Here is a 21,125-nt window from a genome sequence, read left to right as displayed (position 1 = left end):
ATCATCATGAAATTATGTGGTTTTGACGTTGGGATCGAACATCCATTATTTTTGATTGCCGGTCCATGTGTGATCGAATCCAAGCAAATGGCGATCGATACCGCGGGCCAGTTGAAAGAAATGGCAGCACGCGTAGGCGTGCCGTTTATTTATAAATCGTCTTATGACAAGGCCAACCGCAGCTCCACCAAGACCTTCCGTGGTTTTGGGATGGAAGAGGGGCTGAAAATCCTGGATGACGTCCGCGCACAAATTGGCGTGCCTATCCTGACCGATGTGCATACCGAAGAGCAGGTGCCGCATGTGGCCGCGGTGGTAGACGTGCTGCAAACGCCGGCCTTCTTGTGCCGCCAGACCGATTTTATCGTCGCGTGCGCCAAATCCGGTAAACCGGTGAATATCAAAAAAGGCCAATTCCTGGCCCCTGGCGATATGAAACAGGTGGTGAACAAAGCCAAGGAAGCCAATGGTGGTGCAGACAATATCATGGTCTGCGAACGTGGGGCATCTTTTGGATACAACACGCTGGTGTCTGATATGCGTGGCCTGGCGATTATGCGTGAAACCAATTGCCCGGTGGTGTTTGATGCCACGCATTCGGTACAGCAACCGGGTGGCCAGGGCGAGAAAAGCGGTGGCCAGCGCGAATTTGTGCCTGTGCTGGCACGTGCCGCAGTGGCCAGTGGTATCGCCGGGGTATTTATGGAAACCCATCCTGACCCGAGCCAGGCTTTATCCGATGGCCCGAATGCCTGGCCATTAGGCAAAATGGAAGATTTGCTGCATTTGCTGGTCGATCTGGACAAACTGGTGAAAAAAGCCGGGTTTGCAGAACAAACATTGTAAAAACTAAATTCTTTCCACCGCCGATACACGCAGATAAACGCCGATCTATAAAAACACAGTTATCTGCGTTGATCCGCGTTAATCGGCGGTTAAAAACGTTTTTGAATTTGACTTTTAAAAGGAAAATAAATGAGCGCAATTGTAGATATTATCGCCCGCGAGATCATGGATTCTCGTGGCAACCCTACCGTTGAGGTTGATGTGTTGCTGGAAAGTGGTGTTATTGGCCGTGCCGCAGTCCCGTCAGGCGCATCCACCGGCACTAAAGAGGCGGTAGAACTGCGCGACGGCGATAAAAGCCGTTACCTGGGCAAAGGCGTATTGACCGCCGTTGAGAACGTGAATACCGAAATTACGGAGGCCATTATTGGCCTGGATGCCGAAGAGCAAAGTTTTATCGACAAGACGCTGATTGAGCTGGATGGTACGGATAATAAAGACCGTCTGGGCGCCAATGCGATCCTGGGTGTCTCTATGGCCTGTGCCCGTGCTGCGGCTGAAGAAAGCGGTTTGCCGCTGTATCGCTACCTGGGTGGTTCCGCCTTCATGCAATTGCCTACACCGATGATGAATATCATCAACGGTGGTGCACATGCGGATAATTCTGTCGATATCCAGGAATTCATGATTGTGCCGGCTGGCCTGCCAACGTTCCGCGAGGCATTGCGTGCCGGTGCTGAAGTTTTCCATGCTCTGAAGAAAACCCTGCATGCCAAAGGCCTGGCAACGACCGTTGGTGACGAAGGCGGTTTTGCGCCTAACCTGCCATCCAACGAATCCGCATTGCAATTGATTATGGAATCGATTGAAGCTGCCGGTTACGAGCCAGGTAAAGATATCTACCTGGGCCTGGATTGCGCAAGTACCGAATTCTACAAAGATGGCAAATACCATCTGGAATCAGAAGGCGCGTCACTGACCTCTGCCGAGTTTGGTAACTACCTGGCGACCCTGGCAAGTAAGTACCCGATCATCACCATTGAAGACGGCATGAGCGAGTTCGACTGGGATGGCTGGGACCTGTTGACCAAACAGCTGGGTAAAACCACGCAGTTGGTAGGCGACGACCTGTTTGTGACCAATCCGAAAATCCTGCGTGAAGGCATCCAGAAAGGTGCAGCCAACTCTGTGCTGATCAAAGTCAACCAGATCGGTACCCTGACTGAGACTTTCCAGACGATCGAAATGGCCAAGCGTGCGAACTACACTGCCGTTGTTTCACATCGTTCCGGCGAAACGGAAGATACCACGATTGCGGATATCTCTGTGGCAACCAATGCGCTGCAAATCAAGACTGGCTCCCTGTGCCGTTCAGAGCGTGTAGCCAAATACAACCAGTTGCTGCGCATTGAAGAAGAATTGGGTGATGCAACCAGCTATGCTGGCTTGTCTGCGTTCTACCAGTTATTCAAGTAATTTACTCACTTCACTGGCTGGGATAATGTGCGTAAACTGACTGTGATCTTCATTGTCCTGATTGCCCTGCTGCAATATCCGTTGTGGCTGGGCAAAGGTAGTTGGTCACGTGTCTGGCAATATTCACAGCAGATTGAGGCGCATGAAAAGCGCAATGACTATTACCGCCAGCGTAATGAAACATTGCGTGCCGAGGTGCGTGATTTAAAACAAGGCCAGTCAGCAATTGAAGAGCGTGCCCGCAGTGAGTTGGGCATGATCAAGCAGGATGAAGTGTTTTACCAGGTGATTCAGCGCAAGAACCCTAACCCTGCAATGCCCGGTGGTGTGGTCAATAATATTTCATCGAAAGAGACGGCAAATCCTGCTGTCGCTGGTACTGTACCGGTCATACCGCCTGCCCAGTAAGGCTCGAGCACATGAGTGATAAAAAATGGCGCTTGATGCGCCATTTTTTTACGCACTGAAAGTCGCCTAAGGCAACAGGTAGGGCAGGTCTGCAAAAGCTAAGGCGTATTCCTGCCAGAAAATACTGCCAGCCTGCTGGGCTTCCAGCCTGCATTCTGCCAAGACCCACCAGCCACCCTGCTGGTTAGGTGCCACGCGCACTAATTGGCCGGCTTCCTGTTGTTGTGCATCCTGCAGGCTATCGCCCGCCTGGGGAGTGGCGGTTGTCTCAGGCAATGTTGCCAGTAATGTGCGGCGTTTCACTTTGCCCAGATAATGGGTGCGCGCGACAATTTCCTGGCCGGTGTAACAACCTTTTTTGAAATTGATGCCATCCAGGGCATCCAGGTTGACCATTTGCGGTACGAATTGCTCACGCGTGGCTGGATATACCTGCGGAATACCGGCCTGAATCTCCAGTGCTTCCCATTGGCTGGTGCTGGCAGGGCTGAAGGTTGCAGACAGGGTTTGCCATGCCTGTTCGGCTTGTCCTGCCTGGATGATTAATTGTGCACGCTGTTTGCCGTGACTGTCTGCCAGGCGGATCACGGTGCCGAGGGGCGTCTGGCTGCCCTGATGCGGATGCAGCGGCAGGTGCTGTATCGGTGTGGCCGAATCAGCACTGGCCAGTCCCAGCATCACGAATTGCTCGCTGACATCTTCCACCACTACTTTGCTGCGCAGGACAAACATGCGCAAGCGTTTGACCAGGTCTGGAACCAGTGTGCGAGAGCACTGCAGGTAAATAATGTTGTTGATACTAAATGCATAAAACAGTGCCAGCAAACGGCCTTTTGCCGTACAGTAGCCAGTGAATTGCGCTGCCTGGCCGAGTTGCTTGATATCATTGGTCAGTTGACCCTGCAGGAAAGTCTGTGCATCGTCGCCACTGACGGCAATCAGGCCATTGGTGGACAGGTCAAATAATTGTGCGGGTGCCGGCGTTTCCGGTAAAGCAAAGGTAGCCTCCAGCAGTGGATTGAATTGGGCGCCTTGGGAGATTAAAAATTGTTGCCATGCAACGCTGGACATATACGACCTTCCTGTTTGGTGAGTGATATGCGATCAGCCACCGTATACAAACGTGATGAAAAGAACCATTTTACCAAGTGAAATCATGCTGCGCTTTCATCCTTCCAGATTTTTATGGGGATGGTGGCTGCTATTTTCAATTGCCGTGCTGATTTGCCTCTGGCTATGCCTGCCTGTGGCCTGGGCCAGCGGGCTTACATGCCTCTATGCGATTGCCTGTGCATGGCAATGGACACAGTTGCTGGCGACGCGCTGGCGATTCAGTGTGCAGGCACTACGCGTGGATGTATTCGGGCAGATGTCCGTCAGTAATGCCCTTGGGCAGAGCTGGCATGTCCAGGTGTTGCCGGACAGCGTGGTGCATTACGGTTGCCTCGTATTGCATATTGCTTATCTTGAGCTGCACGCGGCAGTGGCAACAGACCATGGAAATGAAGTCGCCCCTTGGATATGGCGATGCTTGCGCCCGACACGTTTACTTGTTCTGTTCGATCATACGGATGCCGCTTCGCAGCGTGCGTTACGCGTCTGGCTGAAATGGGGATTGCGCGAATAAATTCGTATTTATTGGAAGTGGTTTTCGTGGGCAATTACATCACTATGTGCAAAGAGTCTGGTTTTCACTTGTTTGCGATAGCGTTTCAGCGTGTACTGCATATCGCGCAGAGAGGTACGATGGATACATGTGGCTAACAGGCATATGCCTGCCAGTGTGGCGAATATCCAGTCAATCGCAAAGCGTGAGGTTTCATAGCGGGGAGAGTTGTGCTGCTGTATTGTTTGCAACACCTCATCTGTGTGATCACCATCAATATACTGTGCGCCGATTTCCCTGGCCAGCGTTTGCAGGTAGCGGGAGCCACGCCTGGAAATGAACCTGTCGTAATCAGAAGTCGCGACTTCATTGCTGCGTTCACTATTCTGCTTGCTGACCGAGGCTTGTGCAGCATTAGGATGTACGGCAAAACTTTCATTCGACCAGTAACCAATGACCTGGTTGTCTTCTGTCAGCTTAGGCACGGCAGTCCCTTTGTCTGAGCCTATACCGACAAAGAACCAGCCGCTCCCTGGTTTGAAATCCCTGAGGTCATAGGTATTGTAGGCGTGCAGTAATGGCGCTTCCTCGCCGTCGGTAAAATAGACGACGCTGGTGGCACCTGGCATCTGGCGTAAGACTTGTGCGGTACTGACCAGGCTTTCCCTTAGCTGGCTATTGCCACTCCAGGCCATGCGCCAGTCCAGGTGTTCAATGGTGTCGTAAATAACAGAAAAATTCTGGCAAACTGTTACCGGCGTGTACAAGGCAGTGACCGTGCTTCCGGCAAATACGCCGATACCCAGCCGGGTATGGCAGGGCAACTGGGCAATCATGTCATGCATCATGCGCTTGGTGTATTCCAGGCGGCTGGCCGGGCGGTTGTTCAATGCCATGTCCATGGCGTTCATGCTTTGGGTAACGTCGGCAATCAGGAAATAGGTATGGACATGGCGCTTGACCGGGATACTGGGAAATATAACAGCACACAGCAGGCAGAGCAGGGCCAGTAGCAGCAAGCCGGTGTCACGGTGCTGCAGGCGAAGGTATTCCCCCTGTTTTCTGGTGGTCATGGTTCTGTTTACCTGCCTTGCTGACCTGGATTTTCAGGGGAAATAGCGGGAGGCCGCTGCTACTGGAAGTGGTTATCGTGTGCCACGGCTTCGCTGCGGGTGAAGAATCTGGATTTAATGTCTTGCCGGTAAACCTTGAGATTCTGCCTGACCTGGCGGAAAGGATGGCGGCTGGCATAGATCCCCAGGATACATACGCCGGCCAGGGTGGCGAGTAGCCAATCCAGCGGTAGGGGCGCAATATCACGCCGCGCAGGTTTTTGCTCTTTCATGGCCCGCAATACGGTGTAACTGCTATCTCCATTGATATATTTGGCACCGATTTCCTTGGCAACCTCTTCCATATATTCCGAGGCACGCTTGGACATAAAGCGGTCATGTTCGCCTACCGCGACATTATCATCCCTCACACCCATGGTGCTTTCGGAGATTTGCGCAATGCCTGGCTGCATGGCAAAACTTTCGTTCGACCAGTAACCGATGACCTGGTTGTCTTCACTCAGTTTGGGAATCGCTACGCCTTCTTCGCTCCCCAGGCCGACAAAAATCCAGTCATCACCACCTTGAAAGTCTTCCAGATTCTTGGTGTTGAATACGTGTAATTTAGGAGCTTCTTCACCATCGGTAAAATAAACCACTTGCGCAGGCTCAGGCATATCACGTACCACTTTGGCAGTGACAAACAGGCTTTCACGAAAACGGCTGTTGCCGGCCCAGGCCATGCGCCAGTCCAGATGGTCAATGGTACTCTGGATGGCCGCAAAGTTTTTACAAACTTCGATCGGGGCGTACATGGCGGCGACGGAGTTACCGGCAAACAGGCCTATGCTGACTTTGGTATCGCAGGGTAGGGCAGAGACTACTTCATGCATCATATTCTGCATATAAGCCATGCGTGTGACTTTTTTACCATGCAGGGTCATGTCCGAGGCATTCATGCTTTGTGAGATATCCGCAATCAGGAAATAGGTATAAATATTGTGCCTGAACGGAATAGCTGGGCGCAAAATAGCGCCCAGCAGCAGGAGTAGCGCCAGCACGAGCAGCGTGGAGTCGCGGTGTTTGATAAAACGTCTGAGCCAGGAATTATTCATATGTACAATGGATTAAATAAGGGCAGCGGGCACCATGTTATTAAGGCAATCCATTGGGGATATTACCCATAATCAGACCAGGGTTCTCTGACTCACTCACGCCCGGGGTTGGTTTTTCCGGTAGCAGGCTAATCACACGGTCATAGTTGCGGCGGGTGCCCCAATAAGAATTATCGGTTTTCATCGCATTTTTATAGGAAGACATGGCCTGCGTCAGCAGGTATTCCATTTCATCACGTGTGCTGTTGTCGTTGCCGCCGGTGAGCTGGATGGCTTTCAGGAAGAACATATTGCCGATGTTATGCAAAATAGCCGCCCGTTGCACGGGTGTACTCCCATCAATCAGTTTGGCAAATAACAGGGTGGCTTCCTTGTAGCGTTCGTTTTTTGCCAGCCAGTAGGCCACGGCATATTTTGCCTCAAAGCTTTGCCTCTCTGTTTGCGGTGTCCTGCCAGAAGTCACTGCTTCATTGAATGCTTTCACCTGCCCGATCCGCTGCCAGGTATAAGCCATGGTCGCGGATGCAACTGCGGCTACCATGACCAGGCCAATGACCAGTTTGTTTACGCTGAGCGCCATGTGTTGATCTCCAGATATTTAACTGCCAGCAGGATGACAATCATGGCGATTGCAATCCAGTAACACACATTGGTGTAGTCGTGGCCGGGGATTTTTTCCATATATTGAATCGGTTTTTTTTCCTTGCTGTTGATATCGGCAATTGCTGCTTCCAGGGATTTCGGGTCTGAGGCCTCGTAGGCACTGAAGGGCGTGCGCAAAGTCTGGAAATATTGGTACAGCAACACTTCAGCCGGCATGGGGCCGGTATAACTGCTCTCTGCGTATTTAGGGTCAAAAATAGTCACACCGCCTGGCTGGTGCAACACAATCCAGTACAAGCCGATGTTGTAGCGTTGCAGCCAGTCGCGTAATTTCTGTTGTACCAGTTCGCTGACCCGGCCTGCACCATCCGAAATCAGGATGATGGCGCGTGAACCGGAATCCGGTACGTTTTTAAACAGCTCTACAGCGCTGGTCAGCCCCCCCCCGATATTGGTTTGGAACAACGAGTTGCCTGCGGTTGCCTGGATGGCGGACAGTAATGCGTCTTTATTTTCGGTCAACGGCAACACATACATGGCGGAATTGCTGAAGGTGATCACGCCCATCATGTCATTGCGGCGGCCTTGAACGAAGTGGGTAAGAATACGGGCGGCGGCCACCGATTTGGTTTCGCCAATATGTCCGTCCTTATCCCCGACGAACGGGTCATCCATACTGGCGCTGCGGTCCAGCACCAGGCCGATCTGGGCGCCTATGCCGGTACGCTGTACCTGTTGTTCAAGCGTGTGCGGACCTGCCAGGCCAAGGATCACGAACAGGATGCTGATGGCGGCCAGCATCTTCAGCAATAAACCGATCAGGCTGGAAAGCGGGTCAGGCGGCAGCAAACCTACCCATGAGTAATGCTTGCTATGCGAGCGTTCCAACAATAGTGGCAGCAGGGCCAGTGGAATCGCCCATAATATCCAGGGATGGTTAAAAGCCATTGTTATTTCACCTCTGGGGTCAGGCCGCGTTCGCAATCACGCATATGACGACAGAATTTTCTCAACCAGTCTCTGGTGGGCATTCCCAGGTCCAATGGGGTTTTGGCGTCAAAAAACACCTGGCGGGAAAGGTTGAAAAATCGCTCAATTTCAGGTCTTGCGGCCTGATAAGCCGGTTTTTCCTGCAGGAAGCGTTCTACGTTGTTGCCAAATACGCTGTGCCCGGCCACTTGCTGGAGTGCCTGGTGAACCATTTCAATGGCTTGCTGCGAACCTTGTTCATTATCCGGCAGTTTGCCGATTTTGCGGTAAGCTTTGGCAAATGCACCCCCCATGCGTGGCAACCAGGTGCGGGCGCCCAGAATGTAGAGCAATCCCAGCAGGCTTAGGGCCAGTACGCCAGCAGCGATCTTGAATACCTGCTGCTCCCTGGTCGTGCTGATCGTAAAGGGCGGAATAAACGGGCTCAACTCGTTTTTCAGGTTGACTTCCCCGTAGACCGATAAAGGGGATATCCTGAAGTTAAACGAAGGAATACGGTACTGGCGCATTTCTGTCTTGCCAGGCAGGCGCAGCTTGACAATTTCCCCGCGCAGGACAGCGGGTTTGGCGACACGGCCGGATTTGAATACCTGGTATACCAGGTGAATGGTATGCACGCTGCGATCGGAAAATTTCTCCTCTTCCGCATCAATGCTGGCCAGTTCTATACCGGAAACCTGGCCGCGAAAGCGATGCTCATAGCCGACGATAGGCAAGGATTCCTTAATCAGTTCATAAGGCTTTCTCACTGTCAGGATAATGGTGCGTTCAAGTTTGTCACCAACCACATAGCCGGCATCGCGGGTTGGGTTGATTTCCTGTACGCTGACATACTTGTCATCAATGGTCGGCAAAGTAACATCGGCCATGGCTGGTAACGTAATCACAGCAAGCAGTGCCACGAACAGACCGGCGAATAAGGGTTTGGGCGCTTTCATCAATCGCTTTCCTCAGACAGTCACGTATTGATGGAAATAGTCGGACAGCAAATCTGCGTCAAACTGGTCTTCCACAAAGAATGGCTGCATATCAAATTTCATAAATAGATCTTCAATGGCCTGGCGGCGGGCAGCAAAGGTATCGAATATGCGCTGCCTGTAGGAGGCACGCAGGAACAGCGTGCGGCGCTCGCCGGTTTCCGGGTCATTGATGCTGGTGATGCCGAATTCAGGCAGGTTTTTGTACTCGGTACTGTTCCATAACACCACCGGTACAATATGGTGACGCAGCATCAGCAACAAAGCCTCTTCCAGTTGCGCCAGCGGCATGTGGAAATCAGACACCATGAAAATCAGCGCCCGTTCACGTGGTAACAGGCGGGCGCTGTCTACCAGGGCGCTGGCACCGACTTCATTCGGCAAATGATTCTCCAGGCGGTCGGCCAGATCCAGCATGCTGTGCGGCCTGGCAGATAAAGTCGACAGCCATTCATCGCGCAATTCGTCATCAAAACCGACAAATGCCACCGGGTCACCGTTGCGGGTAGCCGATTGTGCCACCGAGCGCGTGATATGTGCCGCAGTAGTCAGTTTGGTATGCGGTACGCCGTATTGCATGGAGCCAGACAAATCGCACAGGACAAATACCGGCGTCGCGCTTTTCTGGTTGAAAATGCGCACATACACCTGTTCCATCGGGTCGCGTATGGTCTGGCGGATATCAATCCGGCGCGGATCCGGGTAGGAGAGCAGGGTTGTGTGCCCGCGAAACTCCATACCCATGCCACGCTGGTTGCTTTTATGGCGGCCAGGGCGGCGTGAGCGTGAACGCCAGCTGATGTGGTAGCTGAATTCCTTGATGTAATCCATAGCAGTGTTGCCAGCTCAATCCAGCCTTAAGGTGCAGTCACGGCATTGACAATGCCGGACAGCATTTCGCGTGCGATTTCAGTGCGCCGCATCTCGTAGACCGGGCTGAAAACCAGGCGGTGTGCGATGGTTTCATGCAGCACGGCGTGAATATCTTCAGGCACCACGGCCTCACGGTTATGCAACCAGGCGTTGACGCGGGCGGCACGCAACAGCATGCCCATGCCGCGCGGGCTGGCACCGGACAGTACCAGGCGTTTCATATCGACGTTGGCAACTTTGATACCGTAGGCCACGGGGTCTTTGGTCGCCAGCCATAAATTCAGCGCATACTTGCGCAGGGCCGGGCTGGCGGAAATATTTTCCTGGATCACTTTGGCAAAGCTGTTCAACTGGTCAAATTTCAGGATATCCTGTTCGACATTGGTGATCAGTTGATCCACATCGTGGAAACGGGTATCAAAAATCAGCGATTCCATGATGTCATGTGCCGGTGGTACCACAATCGGTATTTCCATCATGAAGCGGTCACGCGCAGCAGAGGGGATATCGAAAGTTTCCTCTTTTTCAACCTGGTTACGGTCAGCGAATACCAGCATGTGCGGGAAGTAGTGCTCCTTGTTGAAAGCCGTCAGTGTACGTTCCGCCATCACACGCAGCATCAGTGAGTGTACTTGAGGGCGCGCGCGGTTAATTTCATTGAAGAAGAAAATCGACAAATCCTGGCCGGACATCAGTAACGGGCCAGGGCTGACATGCGGTTTGCCATCTTCACCCAGGTAAGTGTGGTAGACCAGGTCGTTAGGCATCAGGTCGATCGTGCCCTCGATCCGCTGGTAGCCACCGCCAATACCACGGGTAAATGCGCGCAGCAAGGTGGTTTTCCCGACCCCAACATCCCCTTCCAGCAGCACGTGGCCACGCGCAAAAACGGCAATGGTGATCAGGCGCACCGGGTTTTCCTGACCCACCACTACTTTGTTGACTTCTGACTCAAGTTTTAACGCCTGTGTGCGCCAATCGGCTAGTTGTTGATCTTGCATTCCTGGTTTCCTGATGTAATGTAATTTTGAGGGCAAATTGTAACTGAATTGTAATTCGGTAATCATCTGTTTGCTACAGAATATCACTTCATCCTTGCTCGGCTAGTGATATCCGATATGTAAAATTCCGTAACAATTTAGCGGATATTACCTAGATTTAATCAAAAAGTATACAGGTCTGTATAGGTTTGCCATGACAAAAAGCTTTCACTAAATGCAATTTCCGGCGAAAATGCGGCTTTATACTAAAAATTTAGAATTTACATGTCTAGGAAAAGCAGTTTCAGTAAAGAAGAACTATTGGCCTGTGGCCGGGGTGAGATGTTTGGGGAGGGAAATGCACAACTGCCTTTACCACCGATGCTGATGTTTGACCGCATCGTTAAGATTTCTGACGAAGGTGGCAAATATGGCCAGGGAGAAATTATTGCAGAACTCGATATTCGACCTGATTTATGGTTTTTTGAATGCCACTTTACGGGCGACCCTGTGATGCCAGGCTGTCTTGGCCTGGATGCCATGTGGCAACTGGTTGGTTTTTTCCTTGGCTGGAAAGGCGGCCTGGGCCGCGGTCGCGCATTGGGATCCGGCGAAGTCAAGTTTACCGGGCAGGTATTGCCTAAAGCCAGGCTGGTACGTTATCACATTGACCTGAAGCGTGTCATTATGCGCAAGCTGGTCATGGGGATCGCGGACGCACGTATGGAAGTCGATGGTCGTGAGATTTATAATGCCAGTGACTTGCGTGTGGGGCTGTTTACCACCACGGATAATTTCTAGTAAGGAGGCGCAATGCGTCGGGTAGTAATTACAGGATTTGGTATCGTATCAAGTCTCGGTAATAACAAACAGGAAGTACTGGACAGCCTGAAAGCAGGCCGTTCAGGCATTACATATCAGCCGGAATATGCCGAGCGTGGCTTGCGCTCTCACGTGGCCGGCTCTATCAAGAATCTGGATATTGAGGCGCTGATTGATCGCAAGTTGTTGCGCTTTATGGCCAAAGGCCATGCCTATGCCTGGCTGGCAATGCAGGAAGCGATTGCCGATGCCAGCCTGCCGGAAGAACTGATTTCCAATGTACGCACCGGCCTGATCGTTGGTGCTGGTGGAACGTCTACCGAAAGTATGCTGGAGGGCACTAATACGCTGGCAGAAAAGGGTATCCGCAGAGTTGGTCCCTATATGGTGACCAAAACCATGAGTAGTGGTATCGCTGCCTGCCTGGCCACAGGTGCTAAAATCAAGGGTGTGAATTATGGTATCAGCTCGGCCTGTTCTACCAGTGCACATTGTATTGGTGCAGGTGTGGAACAGATTCAGCTTGATAAGCAGGATATCGTGTTTGCCGGTGGTGGTGAGGAAGAGCATTGGACCATGAGCTACCTGTTTGATGCCATGGGCGCCTTGTCCAGCAAATACAACGAGACGCCGGATAAAGCGTCACGTACCTACGATGCAGACCGGGACGGCTTTGTGATTTCAGGCGGCGGCGGTATTGTCGTGCTGGAAGAATATGAGCATGCCAAAGCCCGCGGTGCCCATATTTATGCCGAAGTGGTGGGTTATGGTGCGACTTCTGATGGCTATGACATGGTGGCGCCTAGCGGTGAAGGTGCTGTGCGCTGCATGCAACAGGCATTGCAGGGCCTGGATATCAATGATATTGATTACATCAACACGCATGGCACCAGTACGCCGGTGGGAGACACCAAGGAGCTTGAAGCGATCCGGGCCGTATTTGGCGATGACAACAGGGTGGCGATTGCCTCGACCAAGTCATTGTCAGGGCATGCGCTGGGTGCAGCTGGTGTGAATGAAGCGATTTATACCTTGCTAATGATGCAACATGGGTTTATCGCTGCGTCTGCCAATATCGATAACCTGGATCCTGCCGCAGAAGGCTTGAATATTGTGCGTCAGGCCATTCCTTCCACTCGTGTGCAAACGGCCTTGTCCAACAGCTTCGGTTTTGGCGGCACCAACGCCTCACTGACACTGACTACCAAAAATCTTTAATTGAGGTGAAAGTGTGTTTCTATCCGGAACACACTTTTTCTTTTTTCGTCAAATCCGGCTCCTGGTTGAATGGCCGCGGCAGCTGCCATGAACAGGCAAGCCAGGCAGGTGGAAATAAGGCTTATGCGTTTATTAAAATCCGCACTTTCAGGATTGATGCTGGCTGCTTTGTTAAGTCAATGCGCCACCATGATGGGTGAACGCACGGTCAGCATGAGTGCTACCCAAATCCAGCAGAAACTAAACCAGAAACTGGCAAAACCATTGACGGTAATGCGCGTATTCCATGTCCAGTTCTCGAATGCACTGGTGTCTCTGGATCCGGCTTCGGGCAGGATTCATACCACCATGGATGCCATTATCAGCAGTGATATGCTGGCAAATACCGCCAGCGGTACAGCCAGCTTGTCTGGATTGCTTAAGTTCGATGCATCCCGTAATGCCGTGATATTGGACCAGCCTGCGGTGGATGCTTTTCAATTGGATGGCGCCAGTAGCGAATGGAACGGAGTGTTGCAGAAAGTCGCTAAAGAAATGGGTGGCAAATGGCTGGACCAGTTGGTGTTGTATGAAGTGAGGCCTGAAGATTTAACGTACGCCGGTGTCCATTACCAGCCGACCGCGCTGCTTTTGACTGCGGATGAAGTCCAGGTGAAACTCAAGCCGCAATAATGCATTGCGGCATCAGCCTGCAGCCAGATGTTTTTCTAATAATAACGCCGCGACCACATGGCGTCCTTCAGCCGTCAGGATGTTGAATGTTCGGCAGGCTGCTGGCGTGGTCATGCACTCCACTGCAATGTTTTGTTCCAGGAAAACCTGGATATGCCTGGGATGGATAAAGCGCTGTTTGTCACCAGTACCCAGTAACACCACTTCAGGCTTGAATGCCAGAATCTCCGCCAGTCTCTCGGCATCCAGGGTTTCCCATGGCCCGCTGAACCAGTCACTACTTAATGCCTCCGCACTGACAATGATGCTTTGTGTACAGGGTTGGTAGTTGATGGTAATCGTTTCGGCATCAACGCCATTAATCTGGTATTGCAGGTCGCTTTTGTGCAGGTGTAATTTCATGCGCGGGAGTCGTCTGTGGCGTTGAAAAATAAAGCGTGCATTGTACCGGACAAGACCATGTTTCGGTCAGGTAGTTCATTGATGAAGCAGGGGTTTGCAGGTAAAATGAAAGTTTTACTTTTAAGAGCTTAACGCACACTAAATGTGTTGGTTAAACAAGTATGCCGCCAGTCAATAAATCAAATAAATTAAGTAACGTCTGCTACGACATTCGTGGTCCGGTGCTGCAACGCGCACGCCAGATGGAAGAAGACGGGCAACGCATTATCAAGCTGAATATCGGCAATCCCATGCCTTTTGGTTTTAATGCGCCGGAAGAAATTGTGCAGGATGTGATCCACAATATGGACCAGGCCTCCGGGTACACGGATTCCAAAGGCTTGTTTGCCGCGCGCAAAGCCATTATGCATTACACCCAGCAGAAAAATATTGCCGACGTGACCATTGATGACATTATCGTGGGTAATGGTGTGTCCGAGCTGATTGTGATGGCGATGCAGGGCTTGCTGAATAACGGCGATGAAGTTCTGATACCTATGCCTGACTATCCGTTATGGACGGCAGCGGTAAACCTCGCGGGTGGTTCTGCGCGCCATTATGTCTGTGATGAACAGGCTGGCTGGTTGCCTGACCTGCAGGATATCGAGAGCAAAATCACCGCTAGTACCAAAGGCATTGTGATTATCAACCCGAATAATCCGACCGGTGCGCTGTATCCCAAAGAAACACTGGAAGGTATTATCGAGATTGCGCGGTGCCACGGCCTGGTGATTTTTGCTGACGAGATTTACGACAAAGTACTGTATGACGGCAATACGCATACTTCCATCGCTTCACTGGCTGATGATGTACTGTTCGTGACTTTTAACGGCCTGTCCAAAAACTACCGTGCCTGCGGTTATCGTGCCGGTTGGATGATTATTTCCGGCGAAAAGAAAGATGCCAAAGATTATATCGAAGGCCTGAATATGTTGGCCTCCATGCGCCTGTGCGCCAATGTGCCCGGGCAACTGGCGATCCAGACCGCATTGGGTGGCTACCAAAGTATCAATGACCTGGTTGCGCCTAGTGGGCGTTTATGCAAACAGCGTGACCTGGCGTATGACATGCTGACAGCCCTGCCAGGCGTGACCTGTGTCAAGCCAGCGGCAGCGATGTACCTGTTCCCTAAGCTGGATCCGGACATGTATCCGATTGCGGACGACCAGCAGTTTATCCTGGATCTGTTGCTGGAAGAAAAAGTGCTGCTGGTGCAAGGCACCGGCTTTAACTGGAAAGCACCTGACCATTTCCGCGTGGTATTTTTACCCAATGTCGATGACCTGACCGAAGCGATGACCCGTATTGGCCGTTACCTGGACAGCTATCGAAAGAAACATTCAAAATAAGGTGAGCGCGTATACGCAAGCCATCAATAGTGAGTATTAAGTATGAAAGAATTAAGAGTAGGGTTGTTGGGCATAGGCACTGTTGGCGGCGGCACATATACCGTGATCAGCCGTAACCAGGCCGATATTGCACGCCGCATTGGTGGCAAAATCAGTATTGTGCAGGTGGCAGACCGTAATCTGGAACTGGCCAGGCAAGTTACAGGCGGCCAGGTCGCGGTGACTGACGATGCGTTTGCCGTCGTTAATAATCCTGACGTTGATGTCGTGGTCGAGTTGATCGGCGGCTACACTGTAGCCAAAGAGCTGGTATTGAAAGCCATTGCCAACGGCAAGCATGTAGTGACCGCCAACAAGGCCTTGCTGGCGGTACATGGTAACGAGATTTTCAAGGCTGCGGCTGACAAAGGCGTGATTGTTGCCTTTGAAGCGGCAGTGGCCGGTGGCATTCCCATTATCAAGGCCCTGCGTGAAGGCCTGAGCGCCAACAGGATTGAATGGGTAGCCGGCATTATCAACGGTACCACTAACTTTATCCTGACCGAAATGCGTGACAAAGGCCTGGCATTTGCCGATGTGCTCAGGGAAGCGCAGCGGTTGGGCTATGCTGAAGCCGATCCAACTTTCGACGTGGAAGGCATCGATGCTGCGCACAAGCTGACCATTATGGCCAGCATTGCATTCGGTATGCCAGTGCAATTTGAGCAGGCGTATACCGAAGGTATTACCAGCCTGACAACCAAGGATATCCAGTATGCAGAAGAGCTGGGTTACCGCATCAAGTTACTGGGCATCAGCAAGAAAACTGAGGCGGGTGTGGAACTGCGTGTGCATCCCACCCTGATTCCGGAAAAACGCCTGATTGCCAATGTTGATGGTGCCATGAATGCCGTGGTGGTGAAGGGCGATGCTGTCGGGCCAACCCTATACTACGGTGCCGGTGCTGGCGCTGAACCGACTGCGAGTGCCGTGGTCGCAGATTTGGTGGATATCGCGCGTCTGCAAGGTACCACAGCCGAGCAGCGCGTGGCTTATTTGGGCTATCAATTAGACCAGCAGCAAGTGCTGCCGATCTTGCCGATTGCCGAGGTGCAATCCGCTTATTACCTGCGTTTGCATGCGTCCGACAAACCAGGCGTGATGGCTGATGTGACCAAGATTCTGGCTGACTTGCAGATTTCGATTGATGCCATGCTGCAGAAAGAACCGCAAGAGGGCGAAGTTGAAGCGGATATCGTCATCCTGACGCATATCACCCAGGAAAAAACCATGGATGCCGCCATTGCCCGGATTGAAGCATTGCCGGCCATCACCGGTACTGCAATCAAAATCCGCATGGAAACCCTGTCCCGCTAATTAGGTCAACACGTCATGAAATATATCAGTACCCGCGGGCAATCGCCTGCCTTGAGTTTTAGTGCAATCCTGCTGGGTGGCCTGGCGCCGGACGGTGGCCTGTACCTGCCTGAGCAATATCCGCAATTCAGTGATGCTGATCTGACGGCCATGCGCAGTATGAATTACCGAGAGTTGGCGTTTGCGATTCTGTCTCGCCTGGTGGATAACAGTGATATCCCGCATAGTGACCTCAAGGCCATTATCGACAAGACATACCGTGCCGAGGTATATCAGTATGCGCGTCCAGGCCAGTCCGCCGAGGATATTACACCTACGCTCAAGCTGGAAGAAAATCTCTATCTATTAAGCCTCTCTAACGGCCCGACTTTGGCGTTTAAAGATATGGCCATGCAGTTGCTGGGTAACCTGTTTGAATATGTCCTGGCAAAAACCGGTCAGACCACCAATATTCTGGGTGCCACTTCTGGCGATACCGGTTCTGCGGCTGAATATGCGATGCGTGGCAAAAAAGGCGTGCGTGTGTTCATGTTGTCGCCATACCAGAAAATGAGCCGCTTCCAGACGGCACAAATGTTCAGCCTGCAGGATGAAAATATTTTCAATATCGCCGTGAAAGGCGTGTTTGATGATGCGCAGGACATGGTGAAGGCCGTGTCCAATGATCATGCATTCAAGGCACAATATAAAATCGGTGCCGTGAACTCCATCAACTGGGGCCGCATTGCAGCGCAGATCGTGTATTACTTTAAAGGTTATCTGGCAGTCACCAGCAACAACAGCCAGAAAGTCAGTTTCAGCGTGCCTAGCGGCAATTTTGGCAATATTTGTGCCGGCCATATTGCGCGCATGATGGGTTTGCCGGTGGATCAGCTGATTGTTGCGACCAATGAAAATGATGTGCTGGACGAGTTCTTTAAAACTGGCGTGTATGCACCGCGCGGCGCGGCGAATACTTACCATACCTCCAGCCCCTCCATGGATATCAGTAAAGCCTCTAATTTCGAGCGTTTCGTGTACGACCTGGTCGGGCAGGATAGTGCCAAAGTACGCGAATTGTGGACTGCGGTAGATCATGGCGGCAAATTTGACCTGAATGCCAGCGGTGAGTTTGATAAAGTCGGTAGTTTTGGTTTTGTCTCAGGCAGCAGCAATCATGCCAACCGCTTGCAAACAATTCGATCGACAAAAGAAAAATATGGCGTGACCATAGACACGCATACTGCTGATGGCCTGAAAGTGGCGCTGGAAAAACGTAATCCCCAGGTACCCATGCTGGTACTGGAAACGGCCTTGCCAGCCAAATTTGAAGATGCGATTGTCGAGGCGCTGGGTGAAAAACCGGAGCGTCCGGCCAGTCTGGATGGCCTGGAAAACTTGCCGCAGAAATCTGTCGTGATGGATGTCAGTGTTGACGCCATCAAGGCGTTTATTGCCGCCAATACTTAAATAACGGGAGCCCGCGTATGCAACAGTATCACGACCTGCTTAATCATGTGCTTGCACACGGGCACCAGAAAACCGACCGTACCGGCACTGGCACGATTTCCGTATTTGGCTACCAGATGCGCTTTAACCTGGCAGAAGGCTTTCCTCTACTGACCACCAAAAAGGTGCATCTCAAATCTATTATTCATGAGTTGCTGTGGTTCTTGCAGGGCAGTACCAATATTGCTTACCTGAAAGAGCATGGCGTCAGCATCTGGGATGAATGGGCGGATGCCGAAGGCAACCTGGGCCCGGTGTATGGTTATCAATGGCGTAACTGGCCGAGACCGGATGGGTCGCATATTGACCAGATTACGCAGGTGATTAACCAGATCAAAAACACACCGGATTCACGCCGGTTGATTGTGTCTGCCTGGAATGTGGCCGATGTGGACCAGATGAAACTACCCCCTTGCCATGCGTTCTTCCAGTTCTATGTGGCCGATGGCAAGCTTTCCTGCCAGCTTTATCAGCGTAGCGCAGATATTTTCCTTGGCGTACCATTCAATATTGCTTCTTACGCCTTGCTGACCATGATGGTGGCTCAAGTCTGCGGCTTGCAGCTCGGCGATTTTGTGCATACCCTGGGGGATGCACATATCTACAATAATCATATGGAGCAGGTACAGGAGCAGTTGTCGCGTTCACCACGCGCATTGCCGACCATGCGCATTAATCCGGAAGTGAAAGATATTTTTGCGTTCCGGTTTGAAGACTTTACGCTGGAAAATTATGACCCATATCCAGCAATCAGGGCGCCAGTTGCTGTGTAGTCCAGCTCCATAAATTGCTTATAAGTGGTTGTTTTTAACCATTTTGTTAACAGGGTGTAATATTTCCACCGGCTTCCTGCCTTTTTGATATTCTCTGTGGCGTTATGAATAGTGATGCGGGAGTCCTAGCTCACGCGTTGCATCTTAAATCATGACTTTCTACAAGGAGATCAACATGCAAATAAAAGTGTCACTTATCACTGCCGTATTGTGCGGTGTATTATCCGGTCAGGCATTTGCTGACCATGAAGCAATCAAGCCGAAAGCTTATGATAGCCTGGGCAAATGCGTAAAAGCCGCCTTGTCCAAACATGATGGCAAGATTGTTAAAGTGGAAGCCAAAACCGAAAACAAAACCCTGGTATACGAATTTGATGTGGAATCCCCAGATGGCACTGCGTGGGATATCGAGTGCAATGTGCAGACCGGCAAAATTATTGAAGTAGAAGAAGAAGTGACTGCTGATGAAGCCAGGTTCAAGGCATTGGCTAAAGTGAGTGAAGCAGACGCGAAGGCAACGGCGCTGGCAAAATACCCAGGTTCAGTGGTAGAAGTCGAGTACGAGCTGGAGTCTGATGGTAAAGCGTCTTATGAGTTTGATATTGCGCAGGCAGATAAAACAGAAATCAAAGTCGAAGTGGATGCAAGCACCGGTAAAATCGTAGAAGTACATCACGAAATCTACCAAATCGGCCAAGAGTAATTCTGGTCGCCTGCCGGTATTTTCTAATACGGGGCAGTGCCCAGTAAAAAGGCACCGCATCTGCGGTGCCTTTTTTGCATGAGATCAATATGCAGGTTAGGGAGCGTCTACCCCGATAAGCGCATATTTTCTGTGCTTACCGGTCCTAGTGATAGTTCACCCCCCTATAAAAGAGCAGCATTTAACATGCCAGCAGGAGGCTAAATTTTAAGTGCCTGATAGGAAAGCATTATTTTTATGTAAATAGGAGTTTTTCCTGTATTTCTGGCGGTTTATATTAGCCAAATGGTTGCTGATTGGCTGTTATTAACCAACCCGATTGCGGCTAACTGTTTTCTTGCAGGAAATGATGTATGGTTGTCATCAGCTTTTTATATTCGCCACGCTTGATCAGTTCGCTTTGTGCGAGCATATTCAATAATGATGCATGTTGTTGCTGCACATTGAGTGCCGCCAGAAATTCTGCTGAAAGGCTTTCATTGCTGGTCAGGTAGCATAAGTTGAATGCATCACAAAAACTGCCATACAAGCTGCCAAGCATAAAGCTTCTGGCATATCGGCTGGATAGCGGCGGTATGGTGTCACTGAAGGGTAATCTGTGGCGTTGGTCATCGATTAAGAGCAAGCCATAATCAGATAATTTCTGGCCAAAGGTGATTTGGGCGGATTCTCCATCTTCCCGGCTAAACAGTACCGAAGTATCACACCATAGTGCTGAAACGGGGTAGTTAATGCAATATTTTTCGACCTGTTCTGCCAGGGCTTGTGCCTGGTTGCCATTGGTTGCGGGAAGCTGGATTACGGTCATGCCTTGTTTTTTCATGCTTCTTATAAGGGGCTGGCTGACCGAGTGATCTGCCAGCAGTAAACCTTCATCCGCAAGGCGCAGGCTGTCGATCAGAGCGTTTTGTAGCGTCAGCCAGCTACCGCAGGCAATATGCTCCGGAGATACCAGAAACCTTCTTTCATGTGCCAGTAAATTTGCCAGCATATGCCTGAGGCTAAACAAGCCCGTTGCATCATAGTCATAAGGCTGCAGTTTATGCATATGCAACGCCGCGCGGCGGGTGTAGTGCAGGCTGGTTTTCTGAATCAGGTGCTGGATGCTGAGTGCCGGCAGCAGTGGCTCCTGATGATGCATGTAAGCGTTTTGCGCAACAGATGTTGTCACCCTTGTTTCTGCAACAAAGGTACCGCGTTTGGGTTGCGTATAAATCAACCCCTGTGCTGACAATTCTTCATATACACGGGAAACTGTCTTGCGGTTGATACGGAGGCGCTGCGCAATGTCGCGCGAACTGGGCAATGCGCTGCCGGCTAGCCATGAACCACCTTCAATCATGCGACGAAAATGCCCGATCAATTGTTGATGGATGGAGGATGTGGAGTTTTTGTCCAGTACCAGTGAATGATGCCAGGGTCTTAGCACGGCCTGTG

22 protein-coding genes are annotated in these 21,125 nt (G+C 51.3%); 12 read left to right on the top strand and 10 right to left on the bottom strand.

Features of this window, described 5'->3' with window-relative positions; translation table 11 throughout:
* Positions 1 to 6: 6 nt before the first annotated feature.
* From kdsA to ftsB, 3 genes are all read left to right on the top strand, one after another.
* Entirely contained in the window at positions 7 to 846 is an 840-nt protein-coding gene (gene kdsA, locus BLP53_RS04860) for a 3-deoxy-8-phosphooctulonate synthase (protein ID WP_091470928.1), read from the top strand.
* A 129-nt stretch (positions 847 to 975) separates the two neighbouring features.
* Positions 976 to 2,262, top strand: a complete 1,287-nt coding sequence (gene eno / locus BLP53_RS04855) for a phosphopyruvate hydratase (RefSeq protein ID WP_091470926.1) — start codon at positions 976 to 978, stop codon at positions 2,260 to 2,262.
* A gap of 27 nt (positions 2,263 to 2,289) precedes the next feature.
* Positions 2,290 to 2,670: a cell division protein FtsB gene (ftsB, locus tag BLP53_RS04850; RefSeq protein WP_091470924.1), complete on the top strand. Its 381-nt coding sequence runs from the start codon at positions 2,290 to 2,292 to the stop codon at positions 2,668 to 2,670.
* A gap of 66 nt (positions 2,671 to 2,736) precedes the next feature.
* Here ftsB and ygfZ read toward each other — a convergent pair whose 3' ends face one another.
* Positions 2,737 to 3,741, bottom strand: a complete 1,005-nt coding sequence (gene ygfZ / locus BLP53_RS04845) for a CAF17-like 4Fe-4S cluster assembly/insertion protein YgfZ (RefSeq protein WP_091470921.1) — start codon at positions 3,739 to 3,741, stop codon at positions 2,737 to 2,739.
* Positions 3,742 to 3,796: 55 nt separating this feature from the next.
* Between ygfZ and BLP53_RS04840 the strand changes: the two genes are divergently transcribed.
* Positions 3,797 to 4,297 (top strand): hypothetical protein, encoded by a 501-nt coding sequence (locus tag BLP53_RS04840; protein ID WP_245652636.1) that lies wholly within the window; start codon positions 3,797 to 3,799, stop codon positions 4,295 to 4,297.
* An 8-nt stretch (positions 4,298 to 4,305) separates the two neighbouring features.
* On the opposite strand, the gene BLP53_RS04835 is transcribed toward BLP53_RS04840, so the two are convergent.
* From BLP53_RS04835 to BLP53_RS04805, 7 genes are read right to left on the bottom strand one after another with little or no spacing between them, the layout of a single operon-like run.
* The gene (locus BLP53_RS04835; RefSeq protein WP_091470919.1) at positions 4,306 to 5,349 is read right to left on the bottom strand and encodes a vWA domain-containing protein; all 1,044 of its coding nucleotides are present in this window, start codon (positions 5,347 to 5,349) and stop codon (positions 4,306 to 4,308) included.
* Between the two features lie 59 nt (positions 5,350 to 5,408).
* Positions 5,409 to 6,443, bottom strand: coding sequence for a vWA domain-containing protein (locus tag BLP53_RS04830; RefSeq protein WP_091470916.1), 1,035 nt, complete (start codon positions 6,441 to 6,443; stop codon positions 5,409 to 5,411).
* 40 nt (positions 6,444 to 6,483) lie between these two features.
* Complete coding sequence (locus tag BLP53_RS04825) at positions 6,484 to 7,023, bottom strand: hypothetical protein (protein WP_091470914.1); 540 nt, start codon at positions 7,021 to 7,023, stop codon at positions 6,484 to 6,486.
* A complete protein-coding gene (locus BLP53_RS04820) occupies positions 7,008 to 7,994 on the bottom strand; it encodes a vWA domain-containing protein (protein ID WP_091470911.1) in 987 nt (328 codons plus the stop codon). The genes BLP53_RS04825 and BLP53_RS04820 overlap by 16 nt, the downstream gene beginning before the upstream one ends.
* 2 nt (positions 7,995 to 7,996) lie before the next feature.
* Complete coding sequence (locus tag BLP53_RS04815; RefSeq protein ID WP_091470909.1) at positions 7,997 to 8,974, bottom strand: hypothetical protein; 978 nt, start codon at positions 8,972 to 8,974, stop codon at positions 7,997 to 7,999.
* Between the two features lie 12 nt (positions 8,975 to 8,986).
* Positions 8,987 to 9,844 carry a DUF58 domain-containing protein gene (locus tag BLP53_RS04810; RefSeq protein WP_091470907.1) on the bottom strand — a complete coding sequence of 286 codons (858 nt, stop codon included), beginning with the start codon at positions 9,842 to 9,844 and terminating at the stop codon, positions 8,987 to 8,989.
* Between the two features lie 26 nt (positions 9,845 to 9,870).
* The gene (locus tag BLP53_RS04805) at positions 9,871 to 10,887 is read right to left on the bottom strand and encodes an AAA family ATPase (RefSeq protein WP_091470905.1); all 1,017 of its coding nucleotides are present in this window, start codon (positions 10,885 to 10,887) and stop codon (positions 9,871 to 9,873) included.
* Positions 10,888 to 11,151: 264 nt separating this feature from the next.
* On the opposite strand from BLP53_RS04805, the gene fabA reads away from it, so the two are divergent.
* From fabA to BLP53_RS04785, 3 genes are all read left to right on the top strand, one after another.
* Positions 11,152 to 11,667: a 3-hydroxyacyl-[acyl-carrier-protein] dehydratase FabA gene (gene fabA, locus BLP53_RS04800; RefSeq protein ID WP_091470902.1), complete on the top strand. Its 516-nt coding sequence runs from the start codon at positions 11,152 to 11,154 to the stop codon at positions 11,665 to 11,667.
* A 12-nt stretch (positions 11,668 to 11,679) separates the two neighbouring features.
* Entirely contained in the window at positions 11,680 to 12,906 is a 1,227-nt protein-coding gene (gene fabB, locus BLP53_RS04795) for a beta-ketoacyl-ACP synthase I (protein WP_091470900.1), read from the top strand.
* Positions 12,907 to 13,029: 123 nt separating this feature from the next.
* Positions 13,030 to 13,578: a DUF1439 domain-containing protein gene (locus tag BLP53_RS04785; protein ID WP_245652634.1), complete on the top strand. Its 549-nt coding sequence runs from the start codon at positions 13,030 to 13,032 to the stop codon at positions 13,576 to 13,578.
* A gap of 12 nt (positions 13,579 to 13,590) precedes the next feature.
* On the opposite strand, the gene BLP53_RS04780 is transcribed toward BLP53_RS04785, so the two are convergent.
* Positions 13,591 to 13,980: an Mth938-like domain-containing protein gene (locus BLP53_RS04780; RefSeq protein ID WP_091470893.1), complete on the bottom strand. Its 390-nt coding sequence runs from the start codon at positions 13,978 to 13,980 to the stop codon at positions 13,591 to 13,593.
* A gap of 161 nt (positions 13,981 to 14,141) precedes the next feature.
* On the opposite strand from BLP53_RS04780, the gene BLP53_RS04775 reads away from it, so the two are divergent.
* From BLP53_RS04775 to BLP53_RS04755, 5 genes are all read left to right on the top strand, one after another.
* Positions 14,142 to 15,368 carry a pyridoxal phosphate-dependent aminotransferase gene (locus BLP53_RS04775; RefSeq protein ID WP_091470890.1) on the top strand — a complete coding sequence of 409 codons (1,227 nt, stop codon included), beginning with the start codon at positions 14,142 to 14,144 and terminating at the stop codon, positions 15,366 to 15,368.
* A gap of 42 nt (positions 15,369 to 15,410) precedes the next feature.
* Positions 15,411 to 16,724, top strand: coding sequence for a homoserine dehydrogenase (locus BLP53_RS04770; RefSeq protein ID WP_091470888.1), 1,314 nt, complete (start codon positions 15,411 to 15,413; stop codon positions 16,722 to 16,724).
* Between the two features lie 15 nt (positions 16,725 to 16,739).
* Entirely contained in the window at positions 16,740 to 18,173 is a 1,434-nt protein-coding gene (gene thrC / locus BLP53_RS04765) for a threonine synthase (RefSeq protein ID WP_091470885.1), read from the top strand.
* A 17-nt stretch (positions 18,174 to 18,190) separates the two neighbouring features.
* Entirely contained in the window at positions 18,191 to 18,985 is a 795-nt protein-coding gene (locus tag BLP53_RS04760) for a thymidylate synthase (RefSeq protein WP_091470882.1), read from the top strand.
* A gap of 175 nt (positions 18,986 to 19,160) precedes the next feature.
* On the top strand, positions 19,161 to 19,688 hold the full coding sequence (locus tag BLP53_RS04755) for a PepSY domain-containing protein (protein WP_091470880.1): 528 nt from the start codon (positions 19,161 to 19,163) through the stop codon (positions 19,686 to 19,688).
* Positions 19,689 to 20,013: 325 nt separating this feature from the next.
* Here BLP53_RS04755 and BLP53_RS04750 read toward each other — a convergent pair whose 3' ends face one another.
* Positions 20,014 to 21,117 (bottom strand): GntR family transcriptional regulator, encoded by a 1,104-nt coding sequence (locus BLP53_RS04750; RefSeq protein ID WP_245652632.1) that lies wholly within the window; start codon positions 21,115 to 21,117, stop codon positions 20,014 to 20,016.
* Positions 21,118 to 21,125 lie beyond the last annotated feature (8 nt).

Origin of the sequence: Methylophilus rhizosphaerae (assembly GCF_900100975.1) — a bacterium.
Classification (GTDB): domain Bacteria; phylum Pseudomonadota; class Gammaproteobacteria; order Burkholderiales; family Methylophilaceae; genus Methylophilus; species Methylophilus rhizosphaerae.
Note: the sequence above shows the minus strand (reverse complement) of the source record. Positions and strands in the feature narration are given on the sequence as shown.

Bases quoted from the DNA above. Each gene is read 5' to 3' on its own strand.
- thrC (WP_091470885.1), top strand. From the start codon at position 16,740: ATGAAATATATCAGTACCCGCGGGCAATCGCCTGCCTTGAGTTTTAGT.
- BLP53_RS04775 (WP_091470890.1), top strand. From the start codon at position 14,142: ATGCCGCCAGTCAATAAATCAAATAAATTAAGTAACGTCTGCTACGAC.
- BLP53_RS04820 (WP_091470911.1), bottom strand. From the start codon at position 7,994: ATGGCTTTTAACCATCCCTGGATATTATGGGCGATTCCACTGGCCCTG.
- BLP53_RS04825 (WP_091470914.1), bottom strand. From the start codon at position 7,023: ATGGCGCTCAGCGTAAACAAACTGGTCATTGGCCTGGTCATGGTAGCC.
- BLP53_RS04815 (WP_091470909.1), bottom strand. From the start codon at position 8,974: ATGAAAGCGCCCAAACCCTTATTCGCCGGTCTGTTCGTGGCACTGCTT.
- ygfZ (WP_091470921.1), bottom strand. From the start codon at position 3,741: ATGTCCAGCGTTGCATGGCAACAATTTTTAATCTCCCAAGGCGCCCAA.
- eno (WP_091470926.1), top strand. From the start codon at position 976: ATGAGCGCAATTGTAGATATTATCGCCCGCGAGATCATGGATTCTCGT.
- BLP53_RS04835 (WP_091470919.1), bottom strand. From the start codon at position 5,349: ATGACCACCAGAAAACAGGGGGAATACCTTCGCCTGCAGCACCGTGAC.
- BLP53_RS04830 (WP_091470916.1), bottom strand. From the start codon at position 6,443: ATGAATAATTCCTGGCTCAGACGTTTTATCAAACACCGCGACTCCACG.
- fabB (WP_091470900.1), top strand. From the start codon at position 11,680: ATGCGTCGGGTAGTAATTACAGGATTTGGTATCGTATCAAGTCTCGGT.
- kdsA (WP_091470928.1), top strand. From the start codon at position 7: ATGAAATTATGTGGTTTTGACGTTGGGATCGAACATCCATTATTTTTG.
- BLP53_RS04780 (WP_091470893.1), bottom strand. From the start codon at position 13,980: ATGAAATTACACCTGCACAAAAGCGACCTGCAATACCAGATTAATGGC.
- fabA (WP_091470902.1), top strand. From the start codon at position 11,152: ATGTCTAGGAAAAGCAGTTTCAGTAAAGAAGAACTATTGGCCTGTGGC.
- BLP53_RS04805 (WP_091470905.1), bottom strand. From the start codon at position 10,887: ATGCAAGATCAACAACTAGCCGATTGGCGCACACAGGCGTTAAAACTT.
- BLP53_RS04840 (WP_245652636.1), top strand. From the start codon at position 3,797: ATGAAAAGAACCATTTTACCAAGTGAAATCATGCTGCGCTTTCATCCT.
- BLP53_RS04760 (WP_091470882.1), top strand. From the start codon at position 18,191: ATGCAACAGTATCACGACCTGCTTAATCATGTGCTTGCACACGGGCAC.
- BLP53_RS04785 (WP_245652634.1), top strand. From the start codon at position 13,030: ATGCGTTTATTAAAATCCGCACTTTCAGGATTGATGCTGGCTGCTTTG.
- BLP53_RS04755 (WP_091470880.1), top strand. From the start codon at position 19,161: ATGCAAATAAAAGTGTCACTTATCACTGCCGTATTGTGCGGTGTATTA.
- BLP53_RS04810 (WP_091470907.1), bottom strand. From the start codon at position 9,844: ATGGATTACATCAAGGAATTCAGCTACCACATCAGCTGGCGTTCACGC.
- BLP53_RS04770 (WP_091470888.1), top strand. From the start codon at position 15,411: ATGAAAGAATTAAGAGTAGGGTTGTTGGGCATAGGCACTGTTGGCGGC.